At 57.3% G+C, this 12,665-nt stretch carries 15 protein-coding genes and 3 tRNA genes; 13 read left to right on the top strand and 5 right to left on the bottom strand.

Annotation, left to right across the window (positions count from 1 at the left end; all coding sequences use genetic code 11):
• Nucleotides 1-3 precede the first annotated feature (3 nt).
• Together WBR25_RS19485 and WBR25_RS19480 are read right to left on the bottom strand one after the other, a co-directional pair.
• Nucleotides 4-444: a DUF417 family protein gene (locus WBR25_RS19485; protein ID WP_005341854.1), complete on the bottom strand. Its 441-nt coding sequence runs from the start codon at nucleotides 442-444 to the stop codon at nucleotides 4-6.
• A gap of 13 nt (nucleotides 445-457) precedes the next feature.
• Nucleotides 458-991: a carboxymuconolactone decarboxylase family protein gene (locus WBR25_RS19480; RefSeq protein WP_429239210.1), complete on the bottom strand. Its 534-nt coding sequence runs from the start codon at nucleotides 989-991 to the stop codon at nucleotides 458-460.
• Between the two features lie 101 nt (nucleotides 992-1,092).
• On the opposite strand from WBR25_RS19480, the gene WBR25_RS19475 reads away from it, so the two are divergent.
• Nucleotides 1,093-1,923 carry a cupin domain-containing protein gene (locus WBR25_RS19475; RefSeq protein WP_479748989.1) on the top strand — a complete coding sequence of 277 codons (831 nt, stop codon included), beginning with the start codon at nucleotides 1,093-1,095 and terminating at the stop codon, nucleotides 1,921-1,923.
• Between the two features lie 40 nt (nucleotides 1,924-1,963).
• Here WBR25_RS19475 and WBR25_RS19470 read toward each other — a convergent pair whose 3' ends face one another.
• Together WBR25_RS19470 and WBR25_RS19465 are read right to left on the bottom strand one after the other, a co-directional pair.
• Nucleotides 1,964-3,319, bottom strand: a complete 1,356-nt coding sequence (locus tag WBR25_RS19470; protein ID WP_005339856.1) for a TrkH family potassium uptake protein — start codon at nucleotides 3,317-3,319, stop codon at nucleotides 1,964-1,966.
• Nucleotides 3,316-3,969, bottom strand: coding sequence for a potassium channel family protein (locus WBR25_RS19465; protein ID WP_005339863.1), 654 nt, complete (start codon nucleotides 3,967-3,969; stop codon nucleotides 3,316-3,318). The genes WBR25_RS19470 and WBR25_RS19465 overlap by 4 nt, the downstream gene beginning before the upstream one ends.
• A gap of 127 nt (nucleotides 3,970-4,096) precedes the next feature.
• On the opposite strand from WBR25_RS19465, the gene murB reads away from it, so the two are divergent.
• A complete protein-coding gene (murB, locus tag WBR25_RS19460; protein WP_244774506.1) occupies nucleotides 4,097-5,134 on the top strand; it encodes a UDP-N-acetylmuramate dehydrogenase in 1,038 nt (345 codons plus the stop codon).
• A complete protein-coding gene (gene birA / locus WBR25_RS19455; RefSeq protein WP_069555544.1) occupies nucleotides 5,131-6,096 on the top strand; it encodes a bifunctional biotin--[acetyl-CoA-carboxylase] ligase/biotin operon repressor BirA in 966 nt (321 codons plus the stop codon). The genes murB and birA overlap by 4 nt, the downstream gene beginning before the upstream one ends.
• Nucleotides 6,097-6,177: 81 nt before the next feature.
• Here birA and coaA read toward each other — a convergent pair whose 3' ends face one another.
• Nucleotides 6,178-7,116, bottom strand: a complete 939-nt coding sequence (gene coaA, locus WBR25_RS19450; protein ID WP_005339877.1) for a type I pantothenate kinase — start codon at nucleotides 7,114-7,116, stop codon at nucleotides 6,178-6,180.
• A 263-nt stretch (nucleotides 7,117-7,379) separates the two neighbouring features.
• Here coaA and WBR25_RS19445 point away from each other — a divergent pair.
• The 10 genes from WBR25_RS19445 (at nucleotide 7,380) to rplL (ending at nucleotide 12,496) form a co-directional block, all read left to right on the top strand.
• Nucleotides 7,380-7,464: transfer RNA gene (locus WBR25_RS19445), tRNA-Tyr, on the top strand.
• A 38-nt stretch (nucleotides 7,465-7,502) separates the two neighbouring features.
• Nucleotides 7,503-7,577: transfer RNA gene (locus WBR25_RS19440), tRNA-Gly, on the top strand.
• 168 nt (nucleotides 7,578-7,745) lie between these two features.
• On the top strand, nucleotides 7,746-8,930 hold the full coding sequence (tuf, locus tag WBR25_RS19435; protein WP_005339879.1) for an elongation factor Tu: 1,185 nt from the start codon (nucleotides 7,746-7,748) through the stop codon (nucleotides 8,928-8,930).
• A gap of 53 nt (nucleotides 8,931-8,983) precedes the next feature.
• A tRNA-Trp gene (locus WBR25_RS19430) sits at nucleotides 8,984-9,060 on the top strand.
• Between the two features lie 60 nt (nucleotides 9,061-9,120).
• Nucleotides 9,121-9,492: a preprotein translocase subunit SecE gene (gene secE, locus WBR25_RS19425; RefSeq protein ID WP_005306322.1), complete on the top strand. Its 372-nt coding sequence runs from the start codon at nucleotides 9,121-9,123 to the stop codon at nucleotides 9,490-9,492.
• Nucleotides 9,493-9,501: 9 nt separating this feature from the next.
• Entirely contained in the window at nucleotides 9,502-10,053 is a 552-nt protein-coding gene (gene nusG / locus WBR25_RS19420) for a transcription termination/antitermination protein NusG (protein ID WP_005306318.1), read from the top strand.
• Between the two features lie 134 nt (nucleotides 10,054-10,187).
• Entirely contained in the window at nucleotides 10,188-10,616 is a 429-nt protein-coding gene (gene rplK, locus WBR25_RS19415) for a 50S ribosomal protein L11 (RefSeq protein ID WP_005339887.1), read from the top strand.
• A 4-nt stretch (nucleotides 10,617-10,620) separates the two neighbouring features.
• A complete protein-coding gene (gene rplA, locus WBR25_RS19410) occupies nucleotides 10,621-11,322 on the top strand; it encodes a 50S ribosomal protein L1 (protein ID WP_005339888.1) in 702 nt (233 codons plus the stop codon).
• 256 nt (nucleotides 11,323-11,578) lie between these two features.
• Nucleotides 11,579-12,079: a 50S ribosomal protein L10 gene (rplJ, locus tag WBR25_RS19405; RefSeq protein ID WP_005339895.1), complete on the top strand. Its 501-nt coding sequence runs from the start codon at nucleotides 11,579-11,581 to the stop codon at nucleotides 12,077-12,079.
• Between the two features lie 51 nt (nucleotides 12,080-12,130).
• Complete coding sequence (rplL, locus tag WBR25_RS19400; protein WP_005306304.1) at nucleotides 12,131-12,496, top strand: 50S ribosomal protein L7/L12; 366 nt, start codon at nucleotides 12,131-12,133, stop codon at nucleotides 12,494-12,496.
• Nucleotides 12,497-12,665 lie beyond the last annotated feature (169 nt).

Below are 12,665 nucleotides of genomic sequence, written 5' to 3'. Positions count from 1 at the left end.
TTGTCAGGCTGCCTGAGTGGACAAGCTGGCACGGATCCTGTGCTGGTAGTGCAGAACCACACCGAGAAACACCAGATCCTTGAACAGGAAGAACTCGGTGACTGGCACGCCATCAACCACTTTCCAGACACCTGTCAGAGTCAGCAGGAAGCTCAGCGTCGCCAGGAAGGTGACGATAGCCCCCATGCTGCACCAGTAACCGATGCGAGGTTGCCACAGACCCACGACCAGTCCGATGGCGATCACTATCTCGACCACCCCGATCAGGTTCGATACGCTCTGTTCCGACAGGGGGCCATAGAGCCAGCTCATCAAGGGGTGGCTGGCTACCAGTGGTTTGATGGCGGCTGCCTCTGTCGGGGTAAACTTGAAGACGCCGATCCAGAGCAGGGTCAATACCACGCCCGCCAGAGCGACCAGAAAGCCTTTGTCATGTTGCTGCATGGGGGCTCCTTGTTTAAGGGGTCAGAGTGACGGGCGGGAAGTCGATCTCGGTCGCCGCCAGGTGGTTGCCATAGTTGGTCAGGGTATTGACGATCACCTGGCCGAGCACCTCCAGCAGCAGCTCGTCATCTACACCTGCGGCACGGGCGCTAGCAAGCTGCTCGTCACTGATCACCCCGCGCTGGTTGACCAGTGCCGTTGCCAGTTGCAGCAGGGCGTGATCAAGGGGAGCCGAGGCCTGGCCGAGTCGGGCTGCCCGGATCTCCTGGGCCGAGAATCCGGCCTTGCCCGCGAGCAGTGTATGGGCAGACAAACAGTATTGGCAGGCGTTGGCTTGACCTATGGCCAGTGCCAGCAACTCCCGTTGTGGGGCAGTGAGGCGCCCCTTGCCAAGCGCCTCGGCAAAGGCCAGGAAGCCATTGAGCAGGGCTGGCGAGTGGGCCAGGGTGGCGTAGAGGTTGGGTACCATGCCCAGATTGCGGCGCAGGGTGGTCAGGGTCTGGGCGGCTGCGGGTTGCGGTTGGGATACGGGTTGGATACGGCTCATGATCTTCTCCTGTGGTAGTGAAGGTACGGGAGACAGTGTGCCGTCATTCGTGATACGGTTTATCACTCATCGTCTGCAAATAAATACTATTCGTCTCAAATATGGATCCGCTCTCTGCCCTGTTGGTTCATGCCTCCCCCGAAGCCAAGATCTTCTTCGCCGGCAACCTGTGCCAGAACTCCTCCAGTGATGATTATCCGAGTGGCGGACATCTTCATCTGCTGCGCAGCGGTGCCGTCATGCTGCGTGAAGAGGGGAGAACCAGCTTGCTGCTCGAGGAGCCGACCCTGATCCTGTTCCCTCGGGGACGTCCCCACAAGCTTGAACCCAGAACGCTGGGGGGTTGTGATTTGGTGTGCGCCAATGTCGCATTCGGCAAGGGGGGCGCATCGCCGTTGCAACTGGCATTACCGGGCTCGCTGGTGCTGCCGCTACGTGAGTTGCCTGCCCTGACGCCGGTGCTGAGTCAGCTGTTTGACGAGGCGTTTCACCCCCGCTACGGGCAGGATCCGCTGATCTCCCGCTTGCTGGAGGTACTGTTGATCCTGCTGCTGCGTCATCTGGTCGAGCAAGGGGTGTGTCAGCAGGGGATGCTGGCAGGTATTTCCGATCCCCAGTTGGCCAAGGCGATCTCGGTGATGCATCAGCGTGGGGATGAACCCTGGACGGTGGCCACGCTGGCGCGGGAGGCCGGCATGTCGCGGGCCCGCTTTGCCGCGAGGTTTCAGGAGCGGGTTGGTCAAGCGCCGCTTGGTTATCTGACCCACTGGCGCATGGCGCGCGCCTGCCAGCAACTGCTGGCGGGGGAGCCCATGGTGCAGGTGGCGCTGGGGGCGGGGTATGGCAGCAGTGTTGCCTTTGGTCGGGCATTCGAGCGGGACCTGGGGGTGAGCCCGGGGCGCTGGCTCAAGGCGCAACAACAAGCCGAATAAAAAATGGGGCAGCTAGTGGCTGCCCCGTGTTCATAACCGGTCAGCCGGTATAGACGTTCTCTTCCGGATAACGGATGCGGGTCTCGACCGGGCGGGCCAGCATAAAGGCCAGGGTGAGGGGGCCGAGACGGCCGCAGATCATCACCAGCACCAGGATCAGCTTGCCCGGCTCGCTCAGGGAGGCGGTGATGCCGGTGGAGAGGCCGACGGTGGCAAATGCCGAGATGGTCTCGAACATGATTTTGTCGAACGGCAGATCCTCGGTCACCATCAGCAGGAACATCGCCAGCATCAGCACCATGGTGCTGACGATGATGATGGCCAGCGAGCGGGTCACGATCTGGGGCGACAGGGTGCGGCCAAAGGCGGTGACATGGGGTCGTTTGGTCAGAAACGCCTTGGTCGCCAGCAGCACGACGGCGAAGGTGGTCACCTTGATACCGCCACCGGTCGAGGTGGCACCGGCACCGATAAACATCAACATCATCAGGAACAGCAACGCCGCCGGGGTCATCAGCCCGATATCTATGGTATTGAAACCGGCGGTACGGGCACTGGCAGACTGGAAGAAGGCAGCCAGCAGCTGGCCACCGACACCGGCCTTGCCGAGGGTGCCGGGGTTGTTGTGTTCCAGCAGCCAAAACATCAGGGTACCGGCCAGCAGCAGCGCCGGGGTCATCAGCAGCATCAGCTTGCTGTGCAGCTTCAGCTTGCGCCAACGGCGGTTGCGCACCAGATCGACGATGACGGTAAAGCCAATCCCCCCCAGGATCAGCAGGCCGGCGATGGTCAGGCTGATGATGGGGTCGTCCCTATAGTCGATGAGATTGTTGGCAAACAGCGAAAATCCGGCGTTGTTGAAGGCCGATACTGCGTGGAAGAAGCTGACATAGAGGCCGTGCACCCACCCCATCTCGGGCACCCAGCGGATCGCCATGATGCCGGTGCCGATCAGCTGGGCAATAAAGGCGAACAGCACGATCCGTTTGACCAGCTGAATGATGTTGACCGAGCCTTCCTGTCCCAGCGCCTCCTTGGCCAGTACCTGCTGGCGCAGACCGACCCGCTTGCTGAAGATGGCGATCAGCAGCAGGGTCATGGTCATCTGGCCCAGACCGCCGATCTCCATCAGCATCAGCAGGAAAATCTGCCCCTGCAGGGTGAAGGCGGTGCCGGTATCCACCACGCCAAGACCTGTCACGCTGATGGCCGAGGTGGCGGTAAACAGGGCGTTGACGAAGGTAACCTCGCCATTGTGGCTGGAGGGTTGCACCAGAAAGATGGTGCCAATCAGCAGAATGATCAGAAAGCTGCCGAGGATCAGCCGGGCTTCGCTCCAGCGAGAGTCCTGCTCCCGATGGAGGGCGAAGGCGTAGCTGCTGCGCCAGTTGATCATAGGGTTTCGAGCCAGTGGTCGATGGCGTGCTTGTTGCCCGCCAGGATCAGGATGTCGCCCAGTTGCAGCTCCATCTTGCCGGTCAGTACGTTGTGCAGCACGTCACCACGCTTGATGGCGAGCAGCTGGAAATCGCTCTGTTGCAGCAGGTGGAAGTCGCCCAGTTCCCGGCCATTCTGTTGCAGGCCAATCACGAACTCGGTCAGCACCATGTCGTGGCCCAGCTCCAGATAGTCGAACAGCCGGTTGTCCAGCATGCTCTGGGCGACCCGGCGGCCCATGTCCCACTCCGGGTTGATCACCTTGTCGGCGCCCACTTTCTGCAGGATCTTGGCGTGGAACTTGTCGCGCGCCTTGACCCACACCTTCTTCACGCCCGCCTCTTTCAAGACGAGGGTGGTGAGGATGCTGGTCTCCAGGTTGTCACCGATGGCAACGAAGACGATATCGAAATTGGCCAGTCCCAGCTCGGCCACGGTGGCCTCGTCGGTGGCATCCGCCACGATAACGTGATTGCAGAGGGCGGCGATTTGCCGGGTCTTGCTCTCGTCGATATCGATGGCCAGTACTTCGGCATCTTGCCGTTGCAGCTCTTCGCACAGCGCGCTGCCAAACAGGCCCAGGCCGATGACGGCAAACTGGTTGTTCATGAGTTGTTCCTCAGCAGTTGAAGTCGCCTACTCTAAACCACTGCTATTCCCCCGAAAAGGGCTCGGGTTTTTCGTCATGGGGTAACTTGAGGTAGACTGCGCCCTTGCACCAAGCCGGGATAGACCGATGAAACTGAATGCCAACGCCTCCTTGTTGAAGCTCAACACCCTTGCCCTCGATGCGTACTGCCTCTGGCTGGCCGAGGTGGAGCAGGTTGCCGATCTGGCGACCCTGCGTGCTGAGCCACAACTCAACCAGTTGCCTCGCCTCAATCTGGGCGGCGGCAGCAACATGCTCTTCACCACCGATTTTCTCGGTCTGGTGGTGCTCAACCGGCTCAAGGGGATTACCGCTGAAGATGGTAGTGATCACTGGTTGCTCCATGTGGCGGCGGGTGAGGATTGGCATCAGCTGGTGCGCCATACCTTGCAACAGGGCTGGTTCGGGCTGGAGAATCTGGCGCTCATTCCCGGTACGGTCGGTGCGGCGCCGGTGCAGAACATCGGTGCGTATGGCGTTGAGCTGGCCGACTTCTGTTCCTATGTCGAGGCGTTCAACTGGCAGAGCGGCGAGATTGAGCGGATCGCGGCGGCAGAGTGCCGCTTCGGTTATCGCGACAGCATCTTCAAACACGAGTATCAGGATTCCCACCTGATCACCGCCGTCGGGCTCAAACTGCCCAAGGCGTGGCAACCTGTGCTGGGCTATGGCCCGCTGGCGGCGCTCGGTGACGCGCCTTCGGCGCAGGCCATCTTCGATACCGTCTGTGCCACCCGCATGGCCAAGCTGCCGGATCCCGCCGTACTCGGCAATGCCGGCAGCTTCTTCAAAAATCCGGTGGTGCCTGCCGCGCTGGCGGAGTCGCTCAAGTCGCGCTATCCGCAGATGCCCTGCTATCCGGCCGGAGAAGGGCAGGCCAAGCTGGCGGCAGGCTGGCTCATCGATCAGTGCGGTCTGAAAGGTTTCGCCATCGGCCGCGCCGCTGTTCATCAGGAGCAGGCGCTGGTGCTGGTCAATCTGGGGGGCGCCAGTGCCATGGAGCTGATCGCACTGGCGGCCCATGTCCGTGACAGCGTGGAGCAGACGTTTGGCGTGGTGCTGGAGCATGAGGTGCGCTTTATGGGCGCGCACGGTGAAACCTGGCTCGACGAGGTGCTCTCATGACGTTGACCCCCATCAGACAGACCCTGATCACCCTGCTTAGCGACGGCCAGTTTCACTCCGGCGAACAGCTGGGCGAGCAGCTCGGCATCAGCCGGGCTGCGGTAAGCAAACACATGGCGGCGCTCAAGGAGCTGGGGCTGGATCTCTTTAGCCTGACCGGCAAAGGCTACCGGTTGGCGGTACCGATGGCGCTCTATGATCAGGCTACCTTGCAGGTACTGGCCCCGATGGCGCCGGTGCACTGTTTTCCGGTCATTGGCTCGACCAATCAACACCTGCTGGATCGGGTCAATGAGCTGCGCTCCGGCGAGAGCTGTCTGGCCGAGTGTCAGACCGCCGGGCGCGGTCGTCGTGGCAAACCCTGGATTTCGCCGTTCGGTTGCCAGCTGATCCTCAGCATGTACTGGCGGCTGGAACAAGGCATGGCGGCCGCCATGGGGCTCAGTCTGGCGGTCGGCGTGGCAGTGGTTGAAGCGCTGGAGAGCCTTGGTTATCAAGGCGTCGAGCTCAAGTGGCCGAACGACCTCTACTATCAGGGCCGCAAGCTGGCGGGAATACTGGTGGAGATGAGCGGTAGCGCCGGGGCCAGCTGTCATCTGGTGATCGGCATCGGTCTCAATCTGGCGATGCCTGCCCGTGAAGGGGAGAAGATCGATCAGGCCTGGGCCGAGCTGCGCCACATCAATCCCGAGCTGGTCGATCGCAATCAGTTGGCGGCCCGGATGATCGTCCATCTGCAGCGGGCGCTGCACACCTTTGAGCAGCAGGGGTTGGCAAGCTTTGTCGATGAGTGGAACCGGCTCGATCACTTTGCCGGTCGCCCGGTGCGCCTGCTGATGGGGGATCAGGAGATCCGCGGCATCGCTCGTGGTATCGACGATCGCGGCGCCCTGCGACTGGAGACAGGTGAAGGGATCAAATTCTATCTGGGCGGCGAGCTCTCCCTGCGCCGGGGCGACTGAGGGCCAGCAAGGCTGCTCATGATACCAAACAAGAAGAGGGGGCCCGCGGGCCCCCTCTTCGTTATCCGGAAACTGCAGTCATCATTTGCGCAGCTTGATCTGTTCGATGGCGTGCTCATGGCCCTTGGTCATGATCAGGTTGGCACGCTCACGCGTTGGCAGGATATTTTCTTGCAAATTCAGATAGTTGATATCTTGCCAGATGTTGCTGGCGATCTGGGTCGCCTCACTCTCCGCCAGCTTGGCGTAGTTATGGAAGTAGGAGTCGGGATCCGAGAAGGCGCCGCTGCGGAATTTCAGGAAGCGTTCGATATACCAGGTGCGCAGCAGTTCGGCATCGGCATCCACATAGATGGAGAAGTCGACGAAGTCCGACACGAAGACCCGATGGGGCTCCTGAGGGTAGTCCATGCCGCTTTGCAGCACATTGAGCCCTTCCAGGATCAGGATGTCCGGCTGCTCCACCACCTTCTTCTCATCGGGAATGATGTCGTAGATAAGGTGGGAGTAAACCGGCGCTTCGACCTTCTCGTGACCAGCGCGGATGTTGGCGACAAATTCCACCAGATGGCGGATGTCGTAGGATTCCGGGAACCCCTTGCGGCGCATCAGGCCGCGCTCTTCCAGTACCTTGTTGGGATAGAGGAAGCCGTCGGTGGTGACCAGCTCCACCCGCGGATGTTCCGGCCAGCGCTCCAACAGGGCCTGCAGAATACGGGCCGTGGTGCTTTTGCCCCCCGCCACGCTGCCGGCAATGCTGATAATATAGGTGCCCTTGCCGCGGGACTGGCCGAGGAACTGCTCCAGCACCCGGCTGCGACGCTGTTTGGCTTTGACATAGAGATTGAGCAGGCGGGAGAGAGGCAGATAGATCTCTTCCACTTCCCGCAATGACACCTTCTCGTTGATCCCGCGCAGGGTCTGCAGATCGTGTTCGGTCAGGGTCAGGGGGACCGAATCGCGCAATAACGCCCATTGTTCGCGGGTGAATTGCAGATAGGGGTTATGCTCTGTCGTCATGGTGTCATCACTGTTTCTTGGGCACGGCGACCATACACCAAGGGTGGGGGAGCGACAAGGGACGCAGCAGGATTGGCTTGTTTGCCCCCGCTTTTTTGCAAACTTCCCAGCAATAAAGCATATTTTGCCGGGTTCAATGGTTGCATCCCCCAAAACCTTACAATAAAATGCGCGACGCTTGACTGTCTGTCGTCTATTTGCCGTGCAAAAACGATAAACACAACGGGTGCAAGCAGAATTACCGTTGTGACAATCTGGCGTCTGGAGGGGTTCCCGAGCGGCCAAAGGGATCAGACTGTAAATCTGACGGCTCTGCCTTCGAAGGTTCGAATCCTTCTCCCTCCACCATATTTCTCTGCGGTTTGAGTTCTTTGGGTTAGAGAAATGCGGGCATCGTATAATGGCTATTACCTCAGCCTTCCAAGCTGATGATGCGGGTTCGATTCCCGCTGCCCGCTCCAAGATGCTGATATGGCTCAGGCGTTAGCAGAGCCACACCCTAGGGTGAGTTCGGCAAGCGAACCAGCCATCAGTACCTCTCTCTTTCCCACCAGATTCAAATCCATCATATAAACTGTTCTGTGGTTAGCTTGCCACCGCGTACTCAGCGTTAGTTTAGAGGGACGATCATGTCTAAAGAAAAATTTGAGCGTAATAAACCGCACGTTAACGTGGGTACCATCGGCCACGTTGACCACGGTAAAACCACCCTGACTGCAGCTATCACCAACGTGCTGGCCAAGCACTTCGGTGGTAAAGCTTTCGCCTTCGACCAGATCGACAAGGCACCGGAAGAGCGTGAGCGTGGTATCACCATCAACACCTCCCACGTAGAATACGACACCGCTACCCGTCACTACGCGCACGTAGACTGCCCGGGTCACGCCGACTACGTTAAAAACATGATCACCGGTGCTGCCCAGATGGACGGCGCGATCCTGGTAGTAGCAGCGACTGACGGCCCGATGCCGCAGACTCGTGAGCACATCCTGCTGGGTCGTCAGGTTGGTATCCCGTACATGATCGTGTTCATGAACAAGTGTGACATGGTTGATGACGAAGAGCTGCTCGAACTGGTTGAGATGGAAGTTCGTGAACTGCTGACCGAGTACGACTTCCCGGGTGATGACCTGCCGGTAGTTCGTGGTTCCGCGCTGAAAGCGCTGGAAGGCGACGCTCAGTGGGAAGAGAAGATCATCGAGCTGGCTGGCCACCTGGATACCTATATCCCGGAGCCGGAGCGCGCGATTGACCAGCCGTTCCTGATGCCTATCGAAGACGTATTCTCTATCGCTGGCCGTGGTACCGTAGTAACCGGTCGTGTAGAGCGCGGTATCGTTAAAGTAGGTGAGACCGTAGAAATCGTTGGTATCAAAGATACCGTTTCTACCACCTGTACCGGTGTTGAAATGTTCCGCAAGCTGCTGGACGAAGGTCGTGCAGGCGAGAACATCGGCGCGCTGTTGCGTGGTGTTAAGCGTGAAGACGTAGAGCGTGGTCAGGTACTGGCCAAGCCGGGTTCTATCAAGCCGCACACCAAGTTCGAATCTGAAGTGTACGTACTGTCCAAAGAAGAAGGTGGTCGTCATACCCCGTTCTTCAAAGGCTACCGTCCGCAGTTCTACTTCCGTACTACCGACGTGACCGGTACCATCGAACTGCCGGAAGGCGTAGAGATGGTAATGCCGGGCGACAACATCAAGATGGTTGTTACCCTGATTGCTCCGATCGCAATGGACGACGGCCTGCGTTTTGCTATCCGTGAAGGTGGCCGTACCGTAGGTGCCGGTGTTGTAGCCAGCGTAATCGCTTAATCTTTGGCTTACATAAATAAAGCAAAGCCCCTATAATAGGGGCTTTCTTGTGTAGGGGCGTAGTTCGAATTGGTAGAACAGCGGTCTCCAAAACCGATGGTTGCGGGTTCGAGTCCTGCCGCCCCTGCCATATACCTCGTCTCGTACGGGGCTTTTGTGTCTTTGGTTACGTCAGATACAGGTGGGTTGTATGAGTGTTAGTTCTGAGAGCCAGGGCGGAAGCAAGGATACCCTGCTTTGGGGCCTGGTTTTCATTATCCTGGCGGCCGCTGTAGTGGGTAATTACCTGCTCAACGATGTTGTCGCTGCCGTCCGCGCCTTGGGTGTGGTCGTTGTCATTGCTGCTGCCGGTGCAGTAGCCCTGCAAACCACCAAGGGAAAGGCAACACTGGCATTTGCCCGTGAGTCTCGCCTGGAAGTCCGCAAGGTCGTATGGCCGACCCGTCAGGAAGCCATTCAGACAACCCTGATTGTGCTGGCGGTGACCGCCGTGATGGGGCTGCTGCTGTTCGTTCTGGACGGTGCCTTGGTCTGGTTGGTCAACTTGATTACCGGTGTGTAAGGATAAGCCATGACTGAACAACGTGAACAACGTATGAGATGGTATGTCGTGCAGGCTTTTTCCGGCTATGAAGGCCGTGTAGCCAAGTCCCTGCGTGAACATATCAAGATGCATGGCATGGAAGACATGTTCGGTGAAGTACTGGTCCCGACCGAAGAAGTGGTCGAGATGCGTGCTGGCCAGAAGCGCAAGAGTGAGCGCAAGTTTTTCCCGGGTTATGTCCTGGTCCAGATGATCATGGATGAAACCACATGGCACTTGGTGCGTAACGTACCGCGTGTAATGGGCTTCATTGGCGGTACTTCCGACCGTCCGGCACCGATCTCCGACAAAGAGGCCGATGCCATCCTGAACCGTCTGCAGGATGCCCACGACAAGCCGCGTCCGAAAACCCTGTTTGAACCGGGTGAAATGGTGCGGGTTGCCGATGGTCCGTTTGCCGACTTCAACGGCACCGTTGAAGAGGTCGATTATGAGAAGAGCCGCGTGAAGGTCTCTGTACTGATCTTCGGTCGTTCTACTCCTGTTGAACTGGATTTTGGTCAGGTCGAAAAGGGCTGATTGAATTCTGTACGTTTAACGGTTGTCAGGGGCAGCGAATATCTCTATAATTCGCTGCCCCTTTATTAGTTGGGGAGCCGTTTGCAGGAGCAAGTCTCCGAGGCGCTAGAACCCATTTTTGAGGTATTTTCCTAATGGCTAAGAAAGTCACAGCTTATATCAAGCTGCAGGTTGCTGCTGGTGCAGCCAACCCGTCTCCTCCCGTTGGTCCTGCACTGGGTCAACACGGTGTTAACATCATGGAATTCTGTAAGGCGTTCAACGCACGTACAGAGAAGCTGGAAAAAGGTTCACCGACTCCGGTCGTGATCACCGTTTACAGCGACCGTTCCTTCACCTTCGAAACCAAGACTCCGCCTGCTTCCTTCCTGCTGAAGAAAGCTGCTGGCATCAAGTCTGGTTCTTCCAAGCCGAACAAAGACAAGGTTGGTAAGGTGACCGTTGCTCAGCTGCAAGAAATCGCCAAGACCAAAGAGCCGGATATGACTGGTGCCGATCTGGATGCAAAAGTACGTTGCATCGCAGGCTCCGCTCGTTCCATGGGTCTGGTAGTGGAGGATTAAGACAATGGCTAAACTTTCCAAGCGTATGCGCGTTATTCGCGAAAAAGTTGACGGTACCAAAGAGTACTCCATCAACGAAGCCATTGCCCTGCTGAAAGAACTGGCTACCGCCAAGTTCGTTGAAAGCGTTGACGTTGCTGTCAACCTGGGTATCGACGCTCGTAAATCTGACCAGAACGTACGTGGTGCTACTGTACTGCCGCACGGTACCGGTCGTGATGTACGCGTTGCCGTATTTACCCAAGGTGCCAACGCCGAAGCAGCTAAAGCTGCCGGTGCTGACCTGGTAGGTATGGATGACCTGGCCGATCTGGTTAAGAAAGGCGAGATGAACTTCGACGTAGTTATCGCATCCCCGGATGCCATGCGCGTTGTTGGTCAACTGGGTCAAATCCTGGGCCCGCGCGGCCTGATGCCGAACCCGAAAGTTGGTACTGTAACTCCTAACGTTGCCGAAGCTGTCAAGAACGCCAAGGCTGGTCAGGTTCGTTACCGTAACGACAAGAATGGTATCATCCATACCACTCTGGGTAAGGTTTCTTTCAACGAAGTTCAGCTGAAAGAAAACTTGGAAGCTCTGCTGGTTGCCCTGAAAAAAGGCAAGCCCTCTTCCGCCAAAGGTCAATTCATCAAGAAAGTCAGCATCTCCACCACCATGGGTGCCGGTGTTGCCGTAGACCAAGCTTCTCTGGAAGCTCAGGCCTAATTGATGGGTTTTACAAGGCGCAAAATTTAATCTATAATTTTGCGCCTTGATTGGTTGGGGGTTTCGACCTCCGTCCAAGACCGCAGGAGGCTGCAAAGCCTTAATGTTTCCTGCGTAGACGGTGCCGGAAACCCAGCGAGAAAGATTCTTTCTCTTCTGGAATCCTGCTACCGCATCGTTCCCCTCTGTTGTAAAGGTAGGGGGGATGTGTCAGTACTGGGTCAATAGACCCGGATTCAATCCAGGAGTTAAGCCAATGGCATTGGGACTCGAAGACAAAAAGGCAATTGTTGCTGAAGTCAACGAAGCTGCCAAAGGCGCTCTTTCTGCAGTTGTTGCCGATTCTCGCGGTGTAACTGTAGACAAGATGACCGTCCTGCGTAAAACCGCTCGTGAAGCCGGTGTGTACATGCGCGTTGTGCGTAACACCCTGCTGCGTCGCGCGGTAGAAGGTACCGAATACGAGTGCCTGAACGACGCATTTACCGGTCCTACCTTGATTGCTTTCTCTAACGAACACCCGGGCGCTGCTGCTCGTCTGTTCAAAGAGTTTGCCAAAGCGAACCAAAAGTTCGAAATCAAGGCTGGCGCTTTTAACGGTGAGTTTATCGCCGCAGCACAAATTGATCGTCTGGCCACGCTGCCGACTTACGAAGAAGCAATTGCGAAGTTGATGGCGACTATGAAAGAAGCCTCTGCTGGCAAGCTGGTTCGTACTATCGCTGCTGTTCGCGACCAGAAACAAGCTGCTGCTTGATTCTCGCCTATTTAGGCTGTTTGAGTTTATTCAACATCAGGAATTTTTGTCATGTCTATCACTAAAGACCAAATCATCGAAGCCGTTGCTTCCATGTCCGTAATGGAAGTTGTTGAGCTGATCGAAGCTATGGAAGAGAAGTTCGGTGTTTCTGCCGCTGCTGCCGTAATGGCTGGCCCGGCTGCTGCTGAAGCAGTAGAAGAGAAGACCGAGTTCGACGTAGTTCTGACTGCTGCTGGCGCCAACAAAGTTGCCGTTATCAAAGCCGTTCGTGGCGCTACCGGTCTGGGCCTGAAAGAAGCCAAAGATCTGGTAGAAGCTGCTCCGGCTAACCTGAAGGAAGGCGTGTCCAAGGACGAAGCTGAAGCTCTGAAGAAAGAGCTGGAAGCTGCCGGTGCTTCTGTTGAGATCAAATAATCTGCATTTATGTAGATTAGCCTGATAAAACAGGCTAGGGCTGGTGAATTTTTGTTCACCAGCCTTTTTGCGCTGTAGACTGAGAGCATTTCACACCGTTTACGACTCTCGGTGCACCAGCAATCCGGACTGTCTTCTTTCGTCCGGGCCAACACAAAACGGTGTTGAG

The sequence above is a fragment of the Aeromonas sp. MTB genome (assembly GCF_056632455.1).
The sequence above is the reverse complement of the archived record's forward strand: the minus strand, read 5'-3'. Positions and strand labels throughout refer to the sequence as shown.